This window comes from uncultured Pseudokineococcus sp., from assembly GCF_947495735.1.
In the GTDB taxonomy this organism is placed as follows: domain Bacteria; phylum Actinomycetota; class Actinomycetes; order Actinomycetales; family Quadrisphaeraceae; genus Pseudokineococcus.
Genome location: NZ_CANMAA010000001.1, coordinates 294,421 through 315,180, shown reverse-complemented (window position 1 = coordinate 315,180; position 20,760 = coordinate 294,421). Strand labels below are relative to the sequence as shown.

Below are 20,760 nucleotides of genomic sequence, written 5' to 3'. Positions count from 1 at the left end.
TCGACGAGGGCCCGCACCTGGAGGACCTCGACGATGAGCAGCACCACCCTCTCCGCCGCGACCCGCGCCGAGGCGCTGGAGCGCATGACCGCCGAGGAGCTCGACGTCCTCGTGGTGGGCGGCGGCGTCACGGGCGCCGGCGCCGCCCTGGACGCCGCCAGCCGCGGCCTGTCGGTCGCCGTGCTCGAGCGCCGCGACTGGGCCGCGGGCACCTCGAGCCGGGCCAGCAAGCTCATCCACGGCGGGCTGCGGTACCTCGAGATGCTCGACTTCCACCTGGTCCACGAGGCGCTGCGCGAGCGGGGCCTGCTCGTGGACCGCCTGGCGCCGCACCTGGTGCACCCGGTGCCGTTCATCTTCCCGCTCGAGAAGCAGTGGCAGCGGTTCTACATCGGCGCGGGCATCGCCCTCTACGACGGCATGGCGGGCGTCTTCGGCCGCAGCGGCCGGGACGGCCGGCGCACGGTCCCCCTGCACCGCCACCTGACCCGCAGCGGCATGCACCGGCGCTTCCGCGACTTCCGGCGCGACGCCGCCGTGGGCGGCATCCAGTACTGGGACGCCAAGGTCGACGACGCGCGCCTCGTCCACGTGCTCGTGCGCACGGCCGCCGGGCACGGCGCCCTCGCCGCCAGCCGCACCCAGGTGGTCGGCTACGTCGAGGAGGGCGGGCGCGTCGTCGGCGTGCGGGCCGTCGACCTGGAGACCGGTCGGGAGCTCGTCGTGCGGGCCCGCCACGTCATCGGCGCCACGGGCGTGTGGACCGACGAGATCCAGGAGCTGTTCCGCACCCGCGGGCTCGAGGTCAACGCCTCCAAGGGCGTGCACATCGTGGTCCCCAAGGACGCCGTCGACGGCGAGTCCGGGCTCATCCTGCGCACCGAGAAGAGCGTGCTGTTCGTCATCCCCTGGGAGACGCACTGGGTGATCGGGACGACGGACACCCCGTGGGACCTGGACAAGGACCACCCCGTCGCGACGAGCGAGGACATCGAGTACCTCCTCGAGCACGCCAACGCCGTGCTGACCCGCCGGCTGACCCGCGACGACGTCATGGGCGTCTACACCGGGCTCCGGCCGCTGCTCCAGCCGACGACCAAGGGCGCGCTGCCCGGCGAGAAGGGCGGCGCGGGCGGCGACCCCACGACGTCGACGACGACCAAGGTCTCCCGCGAGCACACGGTGGCCACCCTCCGTCCCGGCCTGACCGTCGTCGCCGGCGGCAAGTACACGACCTACCGCGTCATGGCCCGCGACGTCGTCGACGCCGCCCTCGCCGACGAGGCGCCGGGCGACCGCCCGGCCGGGCCGTCGCTCACGGCGGAGCTGCCCCTGGCCGGCGCCGACGGCTACGGGGTCCGCTGGGCGCAGCGCCACCGCCTCGCGGCGGAGCGGGGCTGGTCGCTCGAGCGCGTCGAGCACCTCCTGCACCGCTACGGAGCGCAGGTCGACGAGCTCCTCGGGCTCGTCGACGCCGACGCCTCGCTCGGCGAGCCCCTGGAGGGCGCCCCGCACTACCTGCGCGCCGAGGCGATGTACGCCGCGACGCACGAGGGCGCCCTGCACCTGGAGGACGTGCTCACGCGGCGCACCCGGCTCTCCTACGAGCAGGCCGACCGCGGCACCGCCAGCGCGCGGGCGGTGGCCGAGCTCGTCGCCGGACCGCTCGGCTGGGACGCCGGCCGGGTCGAGGAGGAGGTCGCCTCCTACCTCGCCCGCGTCGACGCCGAGCGCGCCGCCGAGGTGGAGGACGACGACGCGGCGGCGGAGCGACGCCGTCTCGAGGCGCCCGACATCCGTCCCGACGTCCCGGTCTCGACCACCAGCGGCACCGAGGCCGCCTGAGCCCCTCACCCGGCGGGCGCCCCGACCAGGGGCGCCCGCCGGTGCTGCGCCGAACGCCTGACGGGGCCCCGCCCCGGGCGCCACCCTCCGTACCGCGCCGCGTCCCGCGGCGCTCCCGCGCACCCCTGCAGGCCCTCGACACGGACCTGCAGCCCCTGACACCGCCGTCACGAGGAGCACCTGCATGACCCCGTCCCTGGCACAGATCGTGCTGTCCGAGATCCTCGGCACCGCCACCCTCACGCTGCTCGGCTGCGGCGTCGTCGCCAACGCCCTGCTGTCGCGGAGCAAGGGCTTCGGCGGCGGCCCGCTGTTCATCAACTTCGGGTGGGGCCTCGCCGTCTTCGCCGGCGTCTACGTGGCCTACGCCTCCGGCGCGCACCTCAACCCGGCCGTCACGCTGGGCCTGCTCGTCTCGGGCAACGAGTACGCGCCCGGCCTCGAGCCCACGCTCGTCAACACGCTCGTGTACTTCGCCGCGGAGATGGTCGGCGGCTTCCTCGGTGCGGTCGTGGCCTACCTCGCGTACAAGACGCACTTCGACGCCACGGAGGACGCCGGGCTCAAGCTCGCCGTCTTCTCCACGGGCCCGGAGATCCGCGCCTACGGGTGGAACGTCGTCACCGAGGTCATCGGCACCTTCGTCCTCGTCTTCGTCATCCTCCTGTTCGGCAACACGCCCGCCGCGCTCGGCGCCCTGCCCGTCGCCCTCCTCGTCGTCGGCATCGGCGCCTCCCTCGGCGGGCCCACGGGCTACGCCATCAACCCCGCCCGTGACCTCGGGCCGCGCATCGCCCACGCCCTGCTGCCCATCCGCGGCAAGGGGACCTCCGACTGGGCCTACTCGTGGGTGCCGGTCGTCGGCCCCGTGCTCGGCGGCGTCCTCGCCGGCCTCGTCTACCACGTCATGCCCGTCGTCCCGGCCGCCTGACCGGGCCCCTGCACCGACCCAGACCCAGACCCCGTCCCGGAAGGACACCGACGTCCCATGAGCCAGAGCACCTCCGGCAGCAGCGCCCGCTACGTCGTCGCCATCGACCAGGGCACGACGAGCACGCGCGCCATCGTCTTCGACCACGCCGGCACCATCGTCTCCACCGGGCAGCTGGAGCACGAGCAGATCTTCCCGCGCGCCGGGTGGGTCGAGCACGACCCCGCCGAGATCTGGCGCAACACGCGCGAGGTCATCGGCCAGGCGCTCTCCCGGGCCGACATCACCCGCCACGACGTCGCCGCGGTCGGCATCACGAACCAGCGCGAGACGACGGTGGTCTGGGACAAGACCACCGGTGAGCCCGTCTACAACGCCATCGTCTGGCAGGACGTGCGCACCCAGCCGATCGTCGACCGGCTGGCGGCCGACGGCGGCGTCGACCGCTTCCGCGAGGTCTGCGGCCTCCCGCTCAACCCGTACTTCGCGGGCACGAAGATCATGTGGGTCCTGGAGAACGTCGAGGGCGCGCGGGAGCGGGCCGAGGCCGGCGACCTGCTCTTCGGCACCACGGACTCCTGGGTGCTGTGGAACCTCACCGGCGGCACCGACGGCGGCGTGCACCTCACCGACGTCACCAACGCCTCGCGGACGCTGTTCATGGACCTGCGGACCCTCGCGTGGGACGACGACGTGCTCGCGGCCATGGACATCCCGAGGGCGATGCTGCCGGAGATCCGGTCCAGCTCCGAGGTCTACGGCACCGTCGAGGGGTCGAGCCTGCTGCGGGAGACGCCCATCGCGGGCATCCTCGGCGACCAGCAGGCCGCCACCTTCGGCCAGACGGCCTTCTCCCCCGGCGAGGCCAAGAACACCTACGGCACGGGCAACTTCCTCATCGTCACCACCGGCGAGGAGCTCGTGCGCAGCGACAACGGGCTGCTCACGACCGTCGGGTACCAGCTCGGCGACGCGAAGCCGGTCTACGCGCTCGAGGGCTCCATCGCCGTCACGGGCTCCCTCGTGCAGTGGCTGCGCGACAACCTGGGCCTCATCTCGTCGGCCTCGGAGATCGAGAGCCTGGCCGCGAGCGTGGAGGACAACGGCGGCGTGTACGTGGTGCCCGCCTTCTCGGGGCTGTTCGCCCCGTACTGGCGCGGCGACGCCCGCGGCGCCGTCGTCGGCCTCACGCGCTACGTGACCAAGGCCCACATCGCCCGGGCGGCGCTGGAGGCCACCGCCTTCCAGACGCGCGAGGTCCTCGACGCGGCGAACGCCGACTCCGGCGTCCCGCTCACGGAGCTGCGTGTGGACGGCGGCATGGTCGTCAACGACCTGCTCATGCAGTTCCAGGCCGACGTCCTCGGCGTCCCGGTCGTCCGGCCGCAGGTGGCCGAGACGACGGCGCTGGGCGCCGCCTACGCCGCTGGCCTCGCCGTCGGCTTCTGGTCCGACCTCGACGAGGTCCGCGCCAACTGGGCCGAGGACCGGCGCTGGGAGCCGCAGATGGAGGAGGTCGAGCGCGAGCGCGTCCTGCGCCTGTGGAAGAAGGCCGTCACCCGCACGTTCGACTGGGTCGACGACGACGTGAGCTGAGCCGCACCGGCGCTCGCGGGCACCCGCCCGCGGGGGCCGACGCGCACGAGGGCCTCGCACCGGTCGGTGCGGGGCCCTCGTGCGTGCAAGCGGGTCGTGCGAGCGGGTCGTCGTCGGTCCGCCGCCGGGCGGCCTAGAAGAGCGCGCTGGCGAGCGCGCGGCGGGCGGCCACGACGCGCGCGTCGGCGGCGCCGATGACCTCGAAGAGCTCGACGAGCCGGGCGCGCAGGCGCTCGCGCTCGTCGCCCGAGGTGGCGCGGACGGCCTGGACGAGACGGGAGAACGCGTCCTCGACGTGGCCGCCGAGGACGTCGAGGTCGGCCACGAGCAGGGCGGCGTCGACGTCGGCCGGGTCGGCGGCGGCCGCCGCCCGGGCCTCCTGCAGGTCGGCGCCGCGGGAGCGGCGCAGCAGCTCGACTTGGGCGAGGCCGATGCGGGCCTCCTCGTCGGCGGGCGCCTCGAGCAGCGCGCGGCGGTAGGCGTCGGCCGCGCCGTCGAGGTCGTCGCGCTCGATGGCGTCGAACGCCTCCTGGTGCAGCGGCGGCAGCGGGGCCTCCACCTCCTCCTCCGGCTCGACCGCCCCGTCGCCGACGTCCAGGCGGCCGGTGACGCCCTGGCGCTGGGCCAGGTCGAGCAGGGCGTCGAGGTACTGGCGCACCTGCTCCTCGGGCAGCACGCCCTGGAAGAGCGGCACCGGCTGGCCGGCGACGACCGCGAGCACCGCAGGCACCGTCTCCACCTGGAAGGCCGCCGCGATCTGCGGGCTGGTGTCGGCGTCGACCTCGCCGAGGAGCCAGCGCCCGCCGTCCTCGGCCGCGAGGCGCCGCAGCACCGCCGACAGCTCGTCGGCGCCCGCGGCGCGCGCGGACGACAGCGCGATGACGACGGGCACGCTCGTCGACTGCTCGACGACCTCGCGGAAGCTCTCCTCCGTCACCGTGACGACCGCCGCCCCCGCAGCGCCCGCGGGGCCTGCACCGGGACCCGCCGGCTGCGGGGCCGGGCGGCCCAGCCCGGAGAGGTCCACGGCACCCCGCAGGTTCAGGCCCGCTCCCCCGCTCGGGCCGCCGGGTCGCTGTCCGCTGCGCTGGCTCATGGCTGCTCGCCTCTCGTCGTGCTCGTCGTCGGTCGTGCTCGTCAGTCGGTCGTGCTCGTCAGTCGGTCGTGCCCGTCGTCGGTCCAGCTGGTGGCCGTCGCGGTCGCCGACGGCCGAGCGGGCGCCGGCGGGGCGCCGGGCGGTGCTGACCGCGCGGGGCCCGTGCGGCGCCGATGCTGCCACGAGGCGCCCTTCACCACCCGCGACCAGCACCCGGGGCCTGCGCCCGCGGCCGGGCTCCCGGACCCAGCCCCCGGGCGCGGCAGCGCGCGTCAGGAGGCGCTGGCCTCCACGAGGACCCGGTCGGCGCCCACGACCTGGACCTGCGCGGGCTCCCCGCCGTCGCCCGCCGGCGGGACGGAGAGCGCGACGACCTCGAGCCAGCGCTGCTCCAGCCGCCCCGGGGCGTCCTCGCGGCCGGCGAGGGCCGCCGTCTGCTCGTCGAGCCGGAGGACGGCCCCCTCGGCCTCGACGGCCTGCACGGACCGGCTCTCCAGCACGCCGACGACGAGCGCCCCGCCGTCCGCCGTCGCGACGGCCCGCACGGACCCGGGGCGCGGCGAGCGCGACGTCTCCAGGGCGAAGAAGTCGACGGCGTCGGCCTCGGCGCGCTCGGCCAGGACCTCCCGGCGGAAGGCGTCGTCGGCGAAGCCGGCGGCCTCGGTCGCCTCGGGGTCGGTGAGAGCCGCCGCGTACTGCGCGACGGCGTCCTCGGGGCTCAGCACGAGGCCCTCCGCCGACGCGGGGTCCACCGGAGGAGCGCCCTGCTCGGGCGCGGCGACCGGCGGGACGACGGCGCCCGGCAGCAGCCCGGCCGTCGTCACCACGCGGTAGGGGCCGCGGGCGTCCTCCTGCACGAGCACCGAGAGCTGGGGCGCCTGCCCCGCCTCCGGGGACTGCGTGATGGTCAGCCACGTGCGGGGGAAGGTGGCGGCCGCCTCGGCGGGCGCGGGTGCGCGCTCGGGCGCCTCGCCCTCCTGGGCGCCAGGGAGGCCGACCGCGGGGACGACGTCGCGCAGGGCCTCGCCCCCCAGCGGGGCGGGGGCGGGGGCGTCCTCGACGAGCTGCCGGAGGCGGTACCGCGCGGCCCGGACCTCCTGGGCCGCGCCGGTCACCCGCGGCGCGAGCAGCGCGGCGTCGCCGGCGGCGTCCGCGGCGGCGACGGCCTCCTCGACCTCGGCGTGGACGGCGGCGGCGCGGTCGGCGGGGACGGCCGGGGCGGGCGCCGGCACCCCCTGCGGACGCGGCGCGGGCAGCGGCTGCTCACCGGCGCAGCCCCCCGCGATCCCGGCGACGACCACCGCGGCCGCCGCGGCGCGCAGGGCGCGCGAGGCGCCCCGACGTCGCCCGGGCGAGGTGGTGCGGCCGAGCAGGGTGGCCCGGCTGGGCAGGGCGCCGGTCATCGGGTCTCCTCGTCGCTGCTCCGGTCGGGCGCCCACGGGCTGGCGCCCCGACGACCCCCGCCGTGCTCGTGGTCGTGCTCCTGCTGGTGCTCCGGGACGGGCGCCTGCTCGTGCTCCGGGTCGTGCGCCGGAGCCACCGGGCCCCCGGCGCCCGCGAGCGCGCGCTGGTGGCGGCGGCGGGAGGTCCGGCGGTGGACGAGGGCCAGGACCAGCGCGCCGAGCAGCGCTGCTCCGCCGCCCGCGAGCAGCGGGACCGACGCCGGGGCCGAGACCTCCTGGGGCCACGTGAGGACGATCTCCTCCGGTGCGGCCGCCGTCCCGTCGGAGGCCGCCAGCAGCAGCCAGCGCCCCTCGGGCGGGTCCAGCTCGAGCGTCGCCGAGCCCTCCCCCTCGGCCACCTGGGCCCACAGGTCGGAGGCCGCCGGGTCGGGGACGGGGACGTCGCCCGCCGCGGCGGCGGGCGGCTCGACCGCGAGCGAGGCCTCCGCCTCCAGGCCGCCGACGACGGCGGTGGGCACGCCGTCGGTCCACGCCGTCACGTCCGTCTCGCGGCCCAGCACGAGCACGACCGGCCCGCCGTCGGGTGAGGTCGCGGTGGCCGTCACGGGACCGGGGCGCGTCTCGAGGACGCCCGGCGCCGTCACCACGAGCTGCGGCTCGGTCCCGCCGCCGGCGGTGCGGGCGCTCGCGCTCACCTCGTCGTCGGGGAGCCACACCGTGCGCGCCGCCACCCCGAGGCCGACGGCGACCAGGCCGAGCACGGCGAGCAGCCCGACGGCCACCCACCCGGCGACGGTGCGGCGTCGGGCCCGCCGCACGGCTGGCGAGCGGCGGACGTCGTCGGGCTCAGGCACGGGGGTCCTCTCGGCGGGCGGGCGCCCGGTCTCAGGTCGGGGTGGCGCCGCGTCGAGGACGGCGCCGGCGGCTTCGGCGGTCGCTCGGGAGGCCGCCCGCGCACGACGGCGCACCGTCCGCGACGCGGCGAGCGGTCGGGGCGAGGCCGCGCGCAGGGGCGGGGTCAGCCCTCGTCGCGCGCGGAGGACGGCTCGGCCAGCGCGGCCTCGAGGCGGTCGAGCTTGCCCTGCATCTCCCCCGAGCGGCCCGGGCGGACGTCGGCCTTGAGCACGAGCGAGACGCGGTCGCCGTGGCGCCCGACCGCCTCGGTGGCGCGGCGGACGACGTCCATGACCTCGTCCCACTCCCCCTCGAGGGTGGTGAACATCGAGTCGGTGCGGTGCGGCAGGCCGCTCTCGCGCACGACGCGGACCGCGTCCGCCACCGCGGCGGCGAGCGAGTCCCCGGAGCCGGACGGGGCGACGGAGAAGGCGACGAGCATCCGGCCACGGTATACGCCGCCGGACCCGGCTCGTGACGCGATCGTGACCTGGATCGGGTGGACGGCGCCCCCTGCCGGAGGTCGTGCGTCCCGCCGTACGTTCGGGCGCATGACCCCGGACGGGCACGGCCTGGCGGCGCAGCTGGACGACGAGGACGGCGAGCCCCTGGTGACCGGCCTGGACCACGTGGGCCTGGCCGTGCCGGACCTCGACGCGGCCATCGACTTCCACGTGCAGGTGCTCGGCCTGCGCCTGGAGCACGTCGAGACCAGCGCGGAGCAGGGGGTCCGGGAGGCGATGCTCGTCGCGGGCGACGGCGCCCCGGGCGCCGCGCGGGTGCAGCTGCTGGCGCCGCTGTCGCCCTCCTCGACGATCGCGCGCTTCCTCGACCGCCGGGGGCCGGGACTGCAGCAGCTCGCCTACCGGGTCCGGGACGTCGACGCCGCGGCCGCCGCCCTCCGGCGGCGGGGGCTGCGCCTGCTCTACGACGAGGGCCGGCGCGGGACGGCCGGCAGCCGCGTCAACTTCGTCCACCCCGCCGACGCGGGGGGCGTGCTCGTCGAGCTCGTCGAACCGGCGCCGCGGGCCTGAGCGCGGCCCGCGGCGGAGCGGGTCAGCGGCGCGGACGCCGTGCGGCGCGGCGGTCCCAGCACGGGCGGTGCCAGTGCCGCCGGTCGGCGAGGGCCGCCTCCGCGCCGAGCAGGCCGTCCGCCGGCCAGGCCACGACGTGGGGGCTCGCCCCGGGCACGAGCTGGTCGCACCCCGGGCACCGGTAGCTGCGGTCGGTGGCGCTGCCGGTGACGACCTGGACGACCCACTCGCCGTCGGGGTGGTCCTCCACGCGGCGCAGCCCGCCCCCCAGGGGACGCGGCCCGCCGGGCCCGCCCCCGGGTCCGCCGCCCCCCGGTCCGGCGCCGGGGAGCGGACGGGGGCGTCCCCCGCGGCGGGGTCGGTTGCTGCGCGGCACGGGCCCATGGTGCCGGTCGGCGGCGGGACCGGCCCCCAGAGGACGCCCGAGGAGGGCCCGGGGACGCCGGGGCGCGGGCCCCGGCCGGAGGGCGGCTAGGGTCGCCGCCCGTGAGGCTCGTCATCGCCCGGTGCTCCGTGGACTACGTCGGGCGCCTGACGGCGCACCTGCCGCTCGCGACGCGGCTGCTCGTGGTCAAGGCCGACGGCAGCGTGCTCGTGCACAGCGACGGCGGCTCCTACAAGCCGCTCAACTGGATGAGCCCGCCGTGCACCCTGGTCACGTCCGCGGCGGACGGCCCCGCCGCGGAGGCCGGCGCCGTGGAGACGTGGCGGGTCGCCAGCGCGAAGACCGACGACGTCCTCGTCGTCTCGGTCCACGAGGTGCTGCTCGACACCAGCGTCGAGCTGGGCGTGGACCCCGGCCTGGTCAAGGACGGCGTCGAGGCGCACCTGCAGCGGCTGCTCGCTGAGCAGATCGAGCACCTGGGCAGCGGCTACGCGCTGGTGCGGCGGGAGTACCCGACGGCGATCGGCCCCGTCGACATCCTGTGCCGCGACGCCGGCGGCCTCTCGGTGGCCGTGGAGATCAAGCGCCGCGGCGACATCGACGGCGTCGAGCAGCTGACGCGGTACCTCGAGCTGCTCAACCGGGACCCGCGGCTCGCCCCCGTCACGGGGGTGTTCGCCGCCCAGGAGATCAAGCCGCAGGCGCGCGTGCTCGCCGCCGACCGCGGCATCCGCTGCGTGGTGCTGGACTACGACGCGATGCGCGGCGTCGACGACCCGACCACCCGCCTGTTCTGACCGGGTCGCGGCGGCGTCCCGGGGCACCGGCGCGGCCGGCGACCGCGGCGTCCCGCCGGCGCACCGCAGGGGCGCGGGAATGGGTCGGCGCCCCCCGTCGCTGCCCCCGGCATGAGCGAGCTGACCCCGTCCAAGATCGTGTACACCGCCAGCGTCACCTCCAGCGGCGGCCGCAAGGCCGGCCACGCCGTCTCGAGCGACGGTGTGCTCGACGTGAGCATGACCGCGCCGAAGGAGACGGGTGGCCCGGGCACGGGCACCAACCCCGAGCAGCTCTTCGCCGCCGGGTACGCGACCTGCTTCACCGGGGCCCTCGGCCTCGCCGGCAAGGAGCAGGGCGTCGACACCGAGCAGGCCGAGGTCCGCGCCGACATCGGCTTCGGCCCCGAGGGCGAGAGCTACGCCATCACGGCCGAGCTGACCGTCCGCGTCCCGGGCCTCGACCAGGCCGCGGCGCAGAAGCTCGTCGAGCGCACCCACCAGCTGTGCCCCTACTCCAAGGCCGTCCGGGGCAACGTCCCCGTCACCCTGGTGGCGCTGGCGGGCTGACCCCGCACCCCGCCGGCCCTCCCCGGCACCACGAGAGCCCCCTCCGCCGCCGGAGGGGGCTCTCGCGCGTCCCGGGCGGTCTCAGCCGAGGAGGCGGTGCGGGTAGCACCAGCGCCAGGCCTCGCCGGGCTCGGCGCTGCGGATGACGGGGTGCTGCTGCGCGGCCGCGTGCGCGGCGGCGTGCCGGTGGGGCGAGGAGTCGCAGCAGCCGGTGTAGCCGCAGGCCAGGCACCGGCGCAGGTGCTCCCAGCGCCTCTCCCCCAGGGCGAGGCACCCGTCGCACCCCTCGGGGGCCAGGTCGTCGCGGGCCACCGGCGCCGCGGCCAGGTGCTCGCAGGTGGGCCCGGCGACCGGGGCCCGCAGCGCCCGGGTGCGCTCCTCGCGCTCGGCGGAGGCGTCGAGCAGGGACTCCTCGACGTCCAGCTCGCCGAGGACCAGGCGCAGGACCTCGTCGGGGGTGCGGCCCTCGTCGCGCACCGCCAGCAGCTCGGCGCGCTCGGCGTCGAGCATCTCCAGGCGCAGGCGCACCCACGCCCGCCCCGGCGCCCTCAGGTCGCCCCCGCGCCCGAGCCGCTCCCACGCCCGGTCGCTGCGCCGGCGGAGGCGGTCGCGCAGGCCGTCCACGACGTCCTGCGGGTCCTCGGGGCGCCGGACGGACTCGAGCCGCCGCTCGGCGGCGGCGCGGGTGCGGTCCAGCACCGCCGCGTGCGCCAGGTCGTCCTCCCCCGGGTCCGGCGCCCCCAGCCGGAGCGCCCGCACGAGGGGCGGCAGCGTGGTGCCCTGCAGCAGGAGGGTCCCGCCGACGACCACGAGGGCCGCCAGGAGCAGCACCTCCCGCTGCGGGGTCGAGACCGGCAGGGAGGCGGCGGCGGCGAGCGTCACGACGCCCCGCATGCCCGCCCAGCCGATGACGAGGACCACCCGCCTCGAGGGGACGTCGCCCCGCCGCCCCGCCAGCCCGGCGAGGGGCAGGGCGACGGCCACGTACACGAGGCGGACGACGACCACGACGGCCAGCACGGCGGCGCAGACGACCAGCGAGCGCCCCAGCCCGAGGTCGCCCTCGAGCGCGGCGCCGACGACGTCGGCGGCCTGCAGCCCGATGAGGAGGAAGACGCCGCCCTCGAGGAGGAACTGCACCGTCCGCCACGTGAGCCGCTCGGAGATGCGCGAGCGCGCGGTCTGCTGGACCGGCGACCGGTGGCCCAGCAGCAGGCCGGTCACGACCACGGCCAGGACGCCGGACGCGCCGATCTCCTCGGCCGGCAGGTAGGCGGCGAAGGGGGCGGCGAACGACAGCGTCGTGTCCAGCACCGGGTCGTCCAGGCGCCGGCGCAGCCCGCCGGCCAGCCCCGCGACCACCACGCCCACGACGACCCCGCCCCCGGCGGCGAGGACGAAGAGCGCCCCCGTCTCGAGCAGGGTCACCGACGAGGCCACCGCGACGAGCGCCGTCCGCAGCAGCACGAGGGCGGAGGCGTCGTTGACGAGGCTCTCGCCCTCGAGGACGGTCACGACCCGCCGCGGCAGCCCCACGCGGCGCGCCACCGCCGTCGCGGCGACGGCGTCGGGCGGGGCCACGACCGCGCCCAGCGCGATGCCCACGGCCAGCGGGACGGGCAGGAGCGCGGACACCACGACCCCGACGACCAGGGCGGTGACCACCACCAGGCCGACCGACAGCAGCCCGATCGCCCGCAGGTCGTGGCGGACGTCGACGAGCGAGGTGCCCAGCGCGGAGGCGTAGAGCAGCGGGGGCAGCAGGCCGACGAGGACCAGCTCCGGCTCCAGGACCACAGGGGGCACGGCGGGGAGGTAGGAGGCCACGACGCCGACGAGCACGAGGACCAGCGGCGCGGACCCACCGGTGCGCCGCACGAGCAGCTGCACGGCCACGACCGCGGAGGCGGCGACCAGGAGCCCCAGCGCGATGTCCACGCGCGCATGGTGCCGCGCCCGGCGGGGGCGGGGCGGCCCCGTCCGCGGCTCGACCGCCCTGCGCCCCGCCACGGCGCGCAGGCGTCAGCGGGCGCTCGGCCCCTCAGGCGTCCGCCGGCGCCCGGCCCCTCAGGCGGGCGGCGGCGCCAGGAGCACGAGGCCCGGCGCCAGCCGCTCGGCGGCCCACCCCCGCAGCGCGCCCTCCGGGTCCGCGCCGCTGCCGGCCCCGGCCACGGCGGCGGCCACGAGCCACCCGTCGGCGAGGGCGAGCACCTCGCGCGCCCGCTCAGGACGGCGCCCCGCCGCGGCCAGCAGGCGGGCGACCGCGGCGGTGACGACCTCGTCGAACGCCCGCAGCCGCGGTGCGAGCGCCTCGTCCCCGGCCAGCTCGAGCGTCCGCGCGTACAGCGCCCGGACGCCGGCGGCGCCGGCGGCCCCGTACGGGCCGAGCACCGCCGCGACGACGGCCGCCGCGACGACGCCGCCGTCCTCGTCCTGCCCCACCGGCGGCAGGGGCCCCGCGGACCGCACGGCGACGTCTGCCGCCAGCCGGTCCAGGAGCTCCGCCACCGCCTCGCGCACGAGCGAGGCGACGTCGTCGAAGTGGTAGGAGACCGCCGCCAGCGGCACCTGCGCGGCGCGGGCCGCGGCGCGGGCGCTGACGGCGGCGGGGCCGCCCGCGGCCACCAGGTCGGCCGCCGAGCTCACCAGCGCCGCACGCCGGGCGGCGCCGCGCGGCGCCGCCCGGCGCTCCGGCGACGAGGGGAGCTCCGGCGACGGGAGGGGCATCAGTGCGCGGAGCCGCCGGAGGTGAGCTGCAGGCCCACCACCCCGGCCACGACCAGCAGCAGGCTGAGCAGGCGCCCCGTCGTCACGGGGTCGCCCAGCCACAGCATCCCGACGGCCGCGGTCCCGACGGCCCCGATGCCGACCCACACGGCGTACGCCGTCCCCACCGGCAGGTCCGTGAGCGCGCGCGACAGGAGGGTGAAGCTCCCCACGGCCGCGACGACGAAGCCGACGGTGTACCCCGGCCTGCTGAAGCCGTCGGACAGCTTGAGGGAGATGGCGAAGACGGTCTCGAGCAGACCGGCGAGGACGACGAGGACCCAGGCCACGAGCAGCTCCAGACGTGGGGGCGCCGACGGGCACCCGAGTGGTACGACCGTACCAGTCACGGTCTCGCGGGCCGCGCCCATCATCCGCCGACCCGAGCCCGGTTCCTGCTCCCCGTCGGGTGCCGACGACGGGGCCACCGCGGGGAGGGCCACCGCGTGCGGCGACCGCCGAGGGCGCACACTCCAGGGGTGACGAGCTGGGGCAGCTACTCGATCCTCTTCGGGCCCCTCGTCGCGTTCCTCGTCGTGGGGGTCCTCGCGCTCCTGCTGCGGTGGGGCTGGAGCCGGGGCTCCTCGGTGGTGGCGGGCCGCGCGCGCTCGGGGGCGCCCACGGACTACGGCCTGCTCGTCGCCGTCGCCGAGCCCGCCACGTTCATCGAGGCGGAGGCCCTGCGCCTGCGCCTGGAGCAGGAGGGCCTGCGGGCCACGCTCGCCCCCACGACGGACGGCCCCCGGGTCCTGGTCTTCCCCCGCGACGAGCTCGTGGCGCGCTCGATCCTGTCGCGCTGACGTCAGGCCAGCGGCCCCAGCTCGTCCTCGGGGTCGGCCACGACCTCGCGGCGCACGTCCGCCCCGAGGCCGCGCAGGGACGCGACGACGTCCTCGTAGCCCCGGTCCACGTGGCCCACGCCGTGCACGGCCGTCGTCCCCTCGGCGCGCAGGGCCGCCACGACGAGCGCCGCGCCCGCCCGGATGTCGCTGGCCTCGACCGGGGCGGCGGAGAGCCGGGACCTGCCGCGCACGAGGACGTGGTGGCCGTCGACGACGAGGTCGGCGCCCAGGCGCTCCAGCTCGTGGGCGAAGCGGAAGCGGGCCTCGAAGAGGTTCTCGGTGACCACGCAGCTGCCGTCGGCCACGGCGGCGAGCGCCAGCGCGAAGGGCTGCAGGTCCGTCGGGAAGCCGGGGTAGGGCAGCGTGGCGACGTCGACCGGCCGGGGCCGCGCCGGGCCGCGGACGACGAGCCCCTCCCCCGTCGGCTCCACCTCGGCGCCCGCCTCGACGAGCTTCGCGACGACCATCCCGAGGTGCTCGGGGCGCGCGCCGCGCACGTGGACGCTGCCGCCGGTGAGCGCCGCGGCGTAGGCCCACGTCCCGGCCACCACCCGGTCCGGCACCACCGCGTGGCGGACGGGCCCGAGCTCGCGCACCCCCTCGACGACGAGGCGCGACGAGCCGCGCCCCTGCACCCGGGCGCCCATGGCCACGAGGAGGTCGACGAGGTCGTCGATCTCGGGCTCGCGCGCCACCCCCGTCAGCACGCTGCGCCCGCGCGCCAGCACGGCCGCCATGAGCAGGTTCTCGGTGGCCCCGACGCTCGGGAAGGCCAGGGTGACGTCGGCGGCGCGCAGGCCGCCGGCGGGCGCCTCGGTCACCAGGTAGCCGTGGTCCACGTGCACCTGCGCCCCCATGGCCCGCAGCCCCTCGACGTGCAGGTCCAGGCCGCGGGAGCCGATGGCGTCCCCGCCGGGCACGGCCACGTCGGCCCGCCCCATGCGCGCGGTCAGGGGGCCCAGCACGCTGATGGAGGCGCGCATGGCGCGCACCAGCTCGTAGTCGGCGCGGTGGCCGACCTCGGCCGGGACGTCGATCGAGCACGTGCGCGCCTGCGCGTCGTGCTCGACGTCGCACCCGAGCCGGCGCAGCAGCTCGGCCATGATCCGGACGTCGACGATGCCGGGGACGTCCTCGAGCACCGTGCGCCCCTGCGCCAGCAGGCTCGCCGCCATCAGCTTCAGGACGCTGTTCTTGGCGCCGGGCACGTGCACCTCGCCGTCGAGGACGGCGCCTCCGGTCACCATGATCCGCTCCACGGCCGCCGAGCCTAGGGGGACGGCGGTCCGCCGCTGCGCACCCGACCGGTCGGCCACCGGGTGCCGCGCCCGTCGCTCCCGCACCCGGCGCTCCCGTCCCGCCCGCCTCTGCGACCCTGCCCGCATGGTGCGGCTGACGAGGATCTGGACCGGCACGGGCGACGACGGCACGACGGGGCTGGGCGACTTCTCGCGCACCTCCAAGACCGACCCGCGCCTGGTGGCCTACGCCGACGTCGACGAGACCGGCGCCGCTCTCGGCCTGGTCCTCGCCGCGCTGCCCGCGACGGCGCCCTCCGGCGGTGGGGCGGCAGAAGGCGCCGCGACGACCGCCGAGGGGGCCCCGTCGGTCCTGGAGCGGGTGCGCGCCGTCGTGCGGCGCGTGCAGAACGACCTCTTCGACGTCGGCGCCGACCTGTGCCTGCCCGTCGGCGCGCGCGTCGAGCACACGCCGCTGCGCGTCCAGGAGCCCTGGGTCGGCGACCTCGAGCGCGAGATCGACGCCCTCACCGAGGCGCTCCCCCCGCTGACCAGCTTCGTCCTCGCCGGGGGCACCCCCGCCGCCGCCCACCTGCACCTGGCGCGGACCGTGGCCCGCCGCGCCGAGCGCTCGGTCTGGGCGGCCGTCGCCGCCCACGGCACCACCGAGGGCGGCGTCAACCCCCTGACGGCGCGCTACCTCAACCGCCTCTCGGACCTGCTCTTCGTCCTGGCCCGCGCCGCCAACACCCCCGACCTCGGCGGCGACGGCGACGTCCTCTGGCGCCCGGGCGGCACCCACACCGAGCGCTGAGACGCGCTGCGCGCCCGGGCGCAGGACGCCGACCGGGAACGGCCTGTGCCGACACGGCTGACGCGGGTCCGGAGCGCGCCGACCGAGGGGCGAGGTGACGCGCACAGGGCGGGGCGGGTGCGCCCAGGGCACGTGAGCCGAGCAGCGAGGGCGGGGCGCGAGCCCCGACCGAGCGCGTAGGCAGTGCCCCGGGCGCACCCGCCCCGCCCGGACCGACCCAGCCACGAGAGCGGCGAGCCCCGAGCACCCCTCACCTCACCAGATGCGCACGCGCTCCTCGGGAGCCATGTACATGCCGTCGCCCTCGACCGTCCCGAAGGCGGTGTGGAACTCGTCGAGGTTGCGCGCCACCTGGTTGCAGCGGAACTCCTCGGGCGAGTGCGGGTCGGTGGCCAGGCGGCGCAGGCGCTCCTCGGGGCGCGCGACCGAGCACCAGGCCGTGGCCCAGGACGTCATGGCCGCGCGCACGTCCTCGGCGCTCATGTCGGAGCCCTCGGCGCGGCGGGCGAGCCGCAGGGCGACGAGGGCGATGCCGAGCCCGCCGAGGTCGCCGATGTTCTCGCCGACGGTGAGGGCGCCGTTGACCGTGCGCCCCGGCGTCTGCTCGGGCTCGAGCACGTCGTACTGCGCCACGAGGCGCTGCGTGAGGGCGTCGAAGGCGGCGCGGTCGTCGGCGGTCCACCAGTCGCGGAGCTGGCCGCGGCCGTCGAAGCGCGAGCCCTGGTCGTCGAAGCCGTGGCCGATCTCGTGGCCGATGACCGCGCCGATGGCGCCGTAGTTCACCGGCTCGTCGGCGGCGGGGTCGAAGAAGGGCGGCTGCAGGATGGCCGCGGGGAAGACGATCTCGTTCATGCCCGGGTTGAAGTAGGCGTTGACCGTCTGGGGGGTCATGAACCACTCGGACCGGTCGACCGGACGGCCGAGCTTGGCGAGCTCGCGGTCGGTCTCGTGGGCGGTGACGCGGCGGACGTTGCCGACGAGGTCGGCGCGGTCGACCACCAGGCCCTCGTAGCTCTTCCAGCGGTCCGGGTAGCCGACCTTGGGGGTGAACAGGCGCAGCTTCTCCAGGGCGCGCTCGCGCGTCTCCTGCGTCATCCAGGGCAGCGCGGAGATCTCCTGGGCGTAGGCCTCGACGAGCCGGTCCACGAGCAGCTGCACCTGCGCCTTGGCGTCCGGCGGGAAGTGCCGCTGCACGTAGATCTGGCCGACGGCCTCGCCGACGCCGCCCTCGACCAGGGAGACGCCGCGCTTCCAGCGCTCGCGCATCTGCTCGGTGCCCGACAGGCGGCGGCCGTAGAAGTCGAAGCCCTCCTCCACGAAGGCGCCGGACAGGTACGGGCCGGCGGCGTGGACGACGCGCCAGGTGAGCCAGGTGCGCCAGGCCGGCAGCCGGTCCGCGACCACGAGCCCGCCGAGGGCCTCGACGAACGACGGCTGGGCCACCACCACCTCGTCGAGGAGCGACGCGGGGGCGCCCAGGCCCTCGAGCCAGGCGCCCCACGCCAGACCGGGGGCGAGCGCCTCGAGACCCGCGCGGTCGAGGGGGTTGTACATCTGCTGCACGTCACGGCGCCGCACGCGGTCCCAGTGAGCGGCGGCGAGCTCGGTCTCCAGGCGCACCACCTCGGCGGCGTGCGCGTCGGGCTCCTCCACGCCGGCCAGGCGCAGCATGGCCGTGACGTGCGGGCCGTAGGCGGCCAGCACCTCGGCGTGCTGGTCCTCCCGGTAGTACGCCTCGTCGGGCAGGCCCAGGCCGCCCTGGCCCAGGTAGGGCAGGTAGCGGTCGGGGTCCCCGAGGTCGGTGTCCACGGACATCCCGAGGAGGCCGCCGGAGCCGATCCGGTCGAGCTCCCCGAGGAGCCGCCAGAAGCCCTCGACGTCGTCCACGGCGGCGACCCGGGTCAGGGCGCCGACCAGCGGTGAGGTGCCGGCGGCCTCCACCGCCTCCTCGTCGAGGAAGCTGGCGTAGAGGTCCCCGACGAGCTGCTCCTGCGGGCTGCCGCTCTCCCCCGCCCCGCGGGCGTCCTCGCAGATCGCGCGCACGGCCACCTCCGCGGCGTCGCGCAGGTCGACGAAGGCACCGGCCACGGAGCGGTCCGGGGCGATGCGGGCTCCGGCCAGCCACTCGCCGTTCACCGCGCGGAAGAGGTCGTCCTGGGGGCGCGGGCTCCCGGCGGACGACGTGGTCGCCGGCGAGCCTGCGTCGGTCGTGGTCATGGCCGCGACCCTACGCGCGACCCCCGACGGCCGACGGGGGGCGACCGGAGCTCAGGCCACGTCCGCCCGGTAGCCCGGCGGCGAGCTCTCGAGCCACGAGGCGAAGCCCGTGTAGGCCTCCTCGCTCATGGCGAGCTCGAGGGTCTGCTCGCGGTGGCGGCACTCCACGACCACCGCGTCCGGGAGCACCGCGTACGCCTCGCTGCCCTCGGGCGAGCGCCGCCGGACGACCTCGATCTCCCGGCGGCCCCACGTGCGGCCGGCGCCGACGTCGACGCCGAACACGCGGTACCAGGCCATGTCGTCGCGCCGGAAGCCCGCGACGCCCAGGACCCAGCGCCCGCCCTCCCGGCGCGCCGAGCAGTCGAACGCGCCGAGGCGCCGGGTGATCACCCGGCGCCTCAGCGAGACGAGCAGGACGCCGAGGGCCACGAGGAGGAGGACGACGAGGGCGATCTCCAGGGGCAGGACCGCCATCTCCACGCCGCCCGCCCCCGTCGCCTCAGCGGCTGGCGGAGCCCGCGGCTCCCTGCACGTCGACGTCCTCGGCCACCACGACGGCGCGGTCGTGGTCCACGGAGAGGAACCCGCCGCCGATCGTGGCGGTCAGGGACTCCCCCTCCGTCGCCTCGATGCGCACCTCGCCGTCCACCAGGACGGCGAGGAAGGGCTCGTGGCCGGGCAGGACGCCGATGTCGCCCTCCGTGGTGCGCACCCGCAGCTGCGAGGCCCCGCCGGCCCACACCTGGCGCTCGGCCGAGACGAGCTCGACGTTGAGAGCCGCCATCAGGCGCCGGTCTCCTTCTGGATGCGCGCCCAGTTGCGCTCGACGTCCTCGATGCCGCCGACGTTGAAGAACGCCTGCTCGGCCACCTGGTCGTACTTGCCCTCGGTGATCCGCTTGAAGGACTCGACCGTCTCCGCCAGCGGCACCGTGGAGCCCACGACGCCGGTGAACTTCTCCGCCATGTAGGTGTTCTGGGAGAGGAACTGCTGGATGCGACGGGCGCGGTTGACGATGACCTTGTCGTCCTCGGAGAGCTCGTCGACGCCGAGGATGGCGATGATGTCCTGCAGCTCCTTGTTGCGCTGGAGGATCTGCTTCACCGCGGTGGCCGTCTCGTAGTGCTCACGGGCGATGTACAGGGGGTCCAGGATCCGCGACGTCGAGGTCAGCGGGTCGATGGCCGGGTACAGGCCGCGCGAGGCGATCTCGCGGGAGAGCTCGGTGGTGGCGTCGAGGTGGGCGAAGGTCGTCGCCGGCGCCGGGTCGGTGTAGTCGTCGGCCGGCACGTAGATCGCCTGCAGCGAGGTGATCGAGTGGCCCCGCGTCGAGGTGATGCGCTCCTGCAGGACGCCCATCTCGTCGGCGAGGTTCGGCTGGTAGCCCACGGCCGAGGGCATGCGGCCCAGCAGCGTGGACACCTCGGACCCGGCCTGGGTGAACCGGAAGATGTTGTCGATGAAGAGCAGCACGTCCTGGTTCTGCACGTCGCGGAAGTACTCCGCCATCGTCAGCGCCGAGAGGGCGACGCGCAGGCGGGTGCCCGGCGGCTCGTCCATCTGGCCGAAGACCAGCGCGGTCTTGTCGAAGACGCCGGCCTCGGCCATCTCGGCGATGAGGTCGTTGCCCTCGCGGGTGCGCTCCCCCACGCCGGCGAACACGGACACGCCGCCGTGGTTCTGCGCGACGCGCTGGATCATCTCCTGGATCAGCACGGTCTTGCCGACCCCGGCACCGCCGAAGAGGCCGATCTTGCCGCCCTGGACGTACGGGGTGAGCAGGTCGATCGACTTGATGCCGGTCTCGAACATCTGCGTCTTCGACTCGAGCTGGTCGAAGGCCGGCGCCTGGCGGTGGATGGGCCAGCGCTCGGTGATCTCGAGGCGCTCGCCCTCCTCCAGGTTGAGGACGTTGCCGGTGACGTCGAAGACGTGGCCGAGCGTGACGTCGCCGACGGGCACGCTGATCGGGGCGCCGGTGTCGTGGACGTCCGTGCCCCGGACGAGGCCGTCGGTCGGCTTGAGCGCGATGGCGCGGACCAGGCCGTCGCCGAGGTGCTGGGCGACCTCGAGCGTCATGGACGTCGGGGTGCCCATGAGGTCGTAGCTGATCGTCAGGGCGTTGTTGATCTCGGGGATGCCCTGGGGCGGGAACTCGACGTCGACGACGGGCCCGATGACGCGGCTGACGCGGCCGACGGCGGCCGAGCCGCTCGCGGACTGGTTCTCGGTGGCGGTGGCGGTCATGTGCGGTGCTCTCCTTCGGCCGGGCAGGTCGCGCTCGGGGCGGGTGCTGCTGCCCGGTGGACCCGGGCCTGACGAGGGTGGTGGTCGTGCGCGGCGTCCCGGT

21 protein-coding genes are annotated in these 20,760 nt (G+C 76.6%); 8 read left to right on the top strand and 13 right to left on the bottom strand.

The window, feature by feature from the left end; genetic code table 11:
• Positions 1-33 precede the first annotated feature (33 nt).
• The 3 genes from Q0848_RS01300 to glpK all read left to right on the top strand — a co-directional run bounded on the left by Q0848_RS01300 (position 34) and on the right by glpK (position 4,372).
• Entirely contained in the window at positions 34-1,845 is a 1,812-nt protein-coding gene (locus Q0848_RS01300) for a glycerol-3-phosphate dehydrogenase/oxidase (protein ID WP_299033676.1), read from the top strand.
• A 184-nt stretch (positions 1,846-2,029) separates the two neighbouring features.
• Positions 2,030-2,776, top strand: a complete 747-nt coding sequence (locus Q0848_RS01295) for an MIP/aquaporin family protein (protein WP_299033673.1) — start codon at positions 2,030-2,032, stop codon at positions 2,774-2,776.
• Positions 2,777-2,833: 57 nt separating this feature from the next.
• Complete coding sequence (gene glpK, locus Q0848_RS01290; RefSeq protein WP_299033670.1) at positions 2,834-4,372, top strand: glycerol kinase GlpK; 1,539 nt, start codon at positions 2,834-2,836, stop codon at positions 4,370-4,372.
• A 133-nt stretch (positions 4,373-4,505) separates the two neighbouring features.
• On the opposite strand, the gene Q0848_RS01285 is transcribed toward glpK, so the two are convergent.
• The 4 genes from Q0848_RS01285 to Q0848_RS01270 form a co-directional block, all read right to left on the bottom strand.
• Positions 4,506-5,468: a tetratricopeptide repeat protein gene (locus tag Q0848_RS01285; protein ID WP_299033667.1), complete on the bottom strand. Its 963-nt coding sequence runs from the start codon at positions 5,466-5,468 to the stop codon at positions 4,506-4,508.
• Between the two features lie 272 nt (positions 5,469-5,740).
• Entirely contained in the window at positions 5,741-6,871 is a 1,131-nt protein-coding gene (locus Q0848_RS01280; protein WP_299033664.1) for a hypothetical protein, read from the bottom strand.
• On the bottom strand, positions 6,868-7,725 hold the full coding sequence (locus tag Q0848_RS01275; RefSeq protein ID WP_299033661.1) for a hypothetical protein: 858 nt from the start codon (positions 7,723-7,725) through the stop codon (positions 6,868-6,870). Before Q0848_RS01275 ends, Q0848_RS01280 begins: the two co-directional genes overlap by 4 nt.
• A 164-nt stretch (positions 7,726-7,889) precedes the next feature.
• A complete protein-coding gene (locus tag Q0848_RS01270; RefSeq protein ID WP_299033658.1) occupies positions 7,890-8,207 on the bottom strand; it encodes a thiamine-binding protein in 318 nt (105 codons plus the stop codon).
• Between the two features lie 109 nt (positions 8,208-8,316).
• On the opposite strand from Q0848_RS01270, the gene mce reads away from it, so the two are divergent.
• The gene (gene mce, locus Q0848_RS01265; protein WP_299033656.1) at positions 8,317-8,799 is read left to right on the top strand and encodes a methylmalonyl-CoA epimerase; all 483 of its coding nucleotides are present in this window, start codon (positions 8,317-8,319) and stop codon (positions 8,797-8,799) included.
• A gap of 22 nt (positions 8,800-8,821) precedes the next feature.
• Here the strand turns inward: mce and Q0848_RS01260 are convergent, their stop codons facing one another.
• Positions 8,822-9,049: a hypothetical protein gene (locus Q0848_RS01260; protein ID WP_299033653.1), complete on the bottom strand. Its 228-nt coding sequence runs from the start codon at positions 9,047-9,049 to the stop codon at positions 8,822-8,824.
• Between the two features lie 236 nt (positions 9,050-9,285).
• Between Q0848_RS01260 and nucS the strand changes: the two genes are divergently transcribed.
• Together nucS and Q0848_RS01250 are read left to right on the top strand one after the other, a co-directional pair.
• A complete protein-coding gene (gene nucS / locus Q0848_RS01255) occupies positions 9,286-9,981 on the top strand; it encodes an endonuclease NucS (RefSeq protein ID WP_299033650.1) in 696 nt (231 codons plus the stop codon).
• Positions 9,982-10,092: 111 nt separating this feature from the next.
• Positions 10,093-10,530 carry an organic hydroperoxide resistance protein gene (locus Q0848_RS01250; protein ID WP_299033647.1) on the top strand — a complete coding sequence of 146 codons (438 nt, stop codon included), beginning with the start codon at positions 10,093-10,095 and terminating at the stop codon, positions 10,528-10,530.
• A gap of 81 nt (positions 10,531-10,611) precedes the next feature.
• On the opposite strand, the gene Q0848_RS01245 is transcribed toward Q0848_RS01250, so the two are convergent.
• The 3 genes from Q0848_RS01245 to Q0848_RS01235 form a co-directional block, all read right to left on the bottom strand.
• A complete protein-coding gene (locus tag Q0848_RS01245) occupies positions 10,612-12,468 on the bottom strand; it encodes a Na+/H+ antiporter (RefSeq protein WP_299033644.1) in 1,857 nt (618 codons plus the stop codon).
• Positions 12,469-12,597: 129 nt separating this feature from the next.
• Complete coding sequence (locus tag Q0848_RS01240; RefSeq protein WP_299033641.1) at positions 12,598-13,257, bottom strand: hypothetical protein; 660 nt, start codon at positions 13,255-13,257, stop codon at positions 12,598-12,600.
• Positions 13,257-13,586 (bottom strand): multidrug efflux SMR transporter, encoded by a 330-nt coding sequence (locus tag Q0848_RS01235; protein WP_299033638.1) that lies wholly within the window; start codon positions 13,584-13,586, stop codon positions 13,257-13,259. Before Q0848_RS01235 ends, Q0848_RS01240 begins: the two co-directional genes overlap by 1 nt.
• 189 nt (positions 13,587-13,775) lie before the next feature.
• On the opposite strand from Q0848_RS01235, the gene Q0848_RS01230 reads away from it, so the two are divergent.
• Positions 13,776-14,096, top strand: coding sequence for a hypothetical protein (locus Q0848_RS01230; protein WP_299033635.1), 321 nt, complete (start codon positions 13,776-13,778; stop codon positions 14,094-14,096).
• A gap of 2 nt (positions 14,097-14,098) precedes the next feature.
• Here Q0848_RS01230 and murA read toward each other — a convergent pair whose 3' ends face one another.
• Positions 14,099-15,385 (bottom strand): UDP-N-acetylglucosamine 1-carboxyvinyltransferase, encoded by a 1,287-nt coding sequence (gene murA / locus Q0848_RS01225; protein WP_299033632.1) that lies wholly within the window; start codon positions 15,383-15,385, stop codon positions 14,099-14,101.
• A gap of 136 nt (positions 15,386-15,521) precedes the next feature.
• Here murA and Q0848_RS01220 point away from each other — a divergent pair, with 136 nt between their 5' ends.
• Positions 15,522-16,190, top strand: a complete 669-nt coding sequence (locus Q0848_RS01220; RefSeq protein WP_299033629.1) for a cob(I)yrinic acid a,c-diamide adenosyltransferase — start codon at positions 15,522-15,524, stop codon at positions 16,188-16,190.
• A 255-nt stretch (positions 16,191-16,445) separates the two neighbouring features.
• Here Q0848_RS01220 and Q0848_RS01215 read toward each other — a convergent pair whose 3' ends face one another.
• From Q0848_RS01215 to atpD, 4 genes are read right to left on the bottom strand one after another with little or no spacing between them, the layout of a single operon-like run.
• The gene (locus Q0848_RS01215) at positions 16,446-18,407 is read right to left on the bottom strand and encodes a M13 family metallopeptidase (protein ID WP_299033626.1); all 1,962 of its coding nucleotides are present in this window, start codon (positions 18,405-18,407) and stop codon (positions 16,446-16,448) included.
• A gap of 51 nt (positions 18,408-18,458) precedes the next feature.
• A complete protein-coding gene (locus tag Q0848_RS01210; RefSeq protein WP_299034509.1) occupies positions 18,459-18,884 on the bottom strand; it encodes a DUF2550 domain-containing protein in 426 nt (141 codons plus the stop codon).
• 25 nt (positions 18,885-18,909) lie between these two features.
• On the bottom strand, positions 18,910-19,194 hold the full coding sequence (locus tag Q0848_RS01205; protein ID WP_299033623.1) for a F0F1 ATP synthase subunit epsilon: 285 nt from the start codon (positions 19,192-19,194) through the stop codon (positions 18,910-18,912).
• Positions 19,194-20,657 (bottom strand): F0F1 ATP synthase subunit beta, encoded by a 1,464-nt coding sequence (gene atpD, locus Q0848_RS01200; protein WP_299033620.1) that lies wholly within the window; start codon positions 20,655-20,657, stop codon positions 19,194-19,196. Before atpD ends, Q0848_RS01205 begins: the two co-directional genes overlap by 1 nt.
• Positions 20,658-20,760: the final 103 nt, after the last annotated feature.

Excerpts from the sequence above, each read along its gene's own strand:
- Q0848_RS01280 (WP_299033664.1), bottom strand. The coding sequence starts at position 6,871 with ATGACCGGCGCCCTGCCCAGCCGGGCCACCCTGCTCGGCCGCACCACC.
- atpD (WP_299033620.1), bottom strand. The coding sequence starts at position 20,657 with ATGACCGCCACCGCCACCGAGAACCAGTCCGCGAGCGGCTCGGCCGCC.
- Q0848_RS01300 (WP_299033676.1), top strand. The coding sequence starts at position 34 with ATGAGCAGCACCACCCTCTCCGCCGCGACCCGCGCCGAGGCGCTGGAG.
- Q0848_RS01285 (WP_299033667.1), bottom strand. The coding sequence starts at position 5,468 with ATGAGCCAGCGCAGCGGACAGCGACCCGGCGGCCCGAGCGGGGGAGCG.
- glpK (WP_299033670.1), top strand. The coding sequence starts at position 2,834 with ATGAGCCAGAGCACCTCCGGCAGCAGCGCCCGCTACGTCGTCGCCATC.
- Q0848_RS01215 (WP_299033626.1), bottom strand. The coding sequence starts at position 18,407 with ATGACCACGACCGACGCAGGCTCGCCGGCGACCACGTCGTCCGCCGGG.
- mce (WP_299033656.1), top strand. The coding sequence starts at position 8,317 with ATGACCCCGGACGGGCACGGCCTGGCGGCGCAGCTGGACGACGAGGAC.
- Q0848_RS01205 (WP_299033623.1), bottom strand. The coding sequence starts at position 19,194 with ATGGCGGCTCTCAACGTCGAGCTCGTCTCGGCCGAGCGCCAGGTGTGG.
- Q0848_RS01250 (WP_299033647.1), top strand. The coding sequence starts at position 10,093 with ATGAGCGAGCTGACCCCGTCCAAGATCGTGTACACCGCCAGCGTCACC.
- murA (WP_299033632.1), bottom strand. The coding sequence starts at position 15,385 with ATGGTGACCGGAGGCGCCGTCCTCGACGGCGAGGTGCACGTGCCCGGC.
- Q0848_RS01295 (WP_299033673.1), top strand. The coding sequence starts at position 2,030 with ATGACCCCGTCCCTGGCACAGATCGTGCTGTCCGAGATCCTCGGCACC.
- Q0848_RS01210 (WP_299034509.1), bottom strand. The coding sequence starts at position 18,884 with ATGGCGGTCCTGCCCCTGGAGATCGCCCTCGTCGTCCTCCTCCTCGTG.
- Q0848_RS01240 (WP_299033641.1), bottom strand. The coding sequence starts at position 13,257 with ATGCCCCTCCCGTCGCCGGAGCTCCCCTCGTCGCCGGAGCGCCGGGCG.
- Q0848_RS01220 (WP_299033629.1), top strand. The coding sequence starts at position 15,522 with ATGGTGCGGCTGACGAGGATCTGGACCGGCACGGGCGACGACGGCACG.
- Q0848_RS01270 (WP_299033658.1), bottom strand. The coding sequence starts at position 8,207 with ATGCTCGTCGCCTTCTCCGTCGCCCCGTCCGGCTCCGGGGACTCGCTC.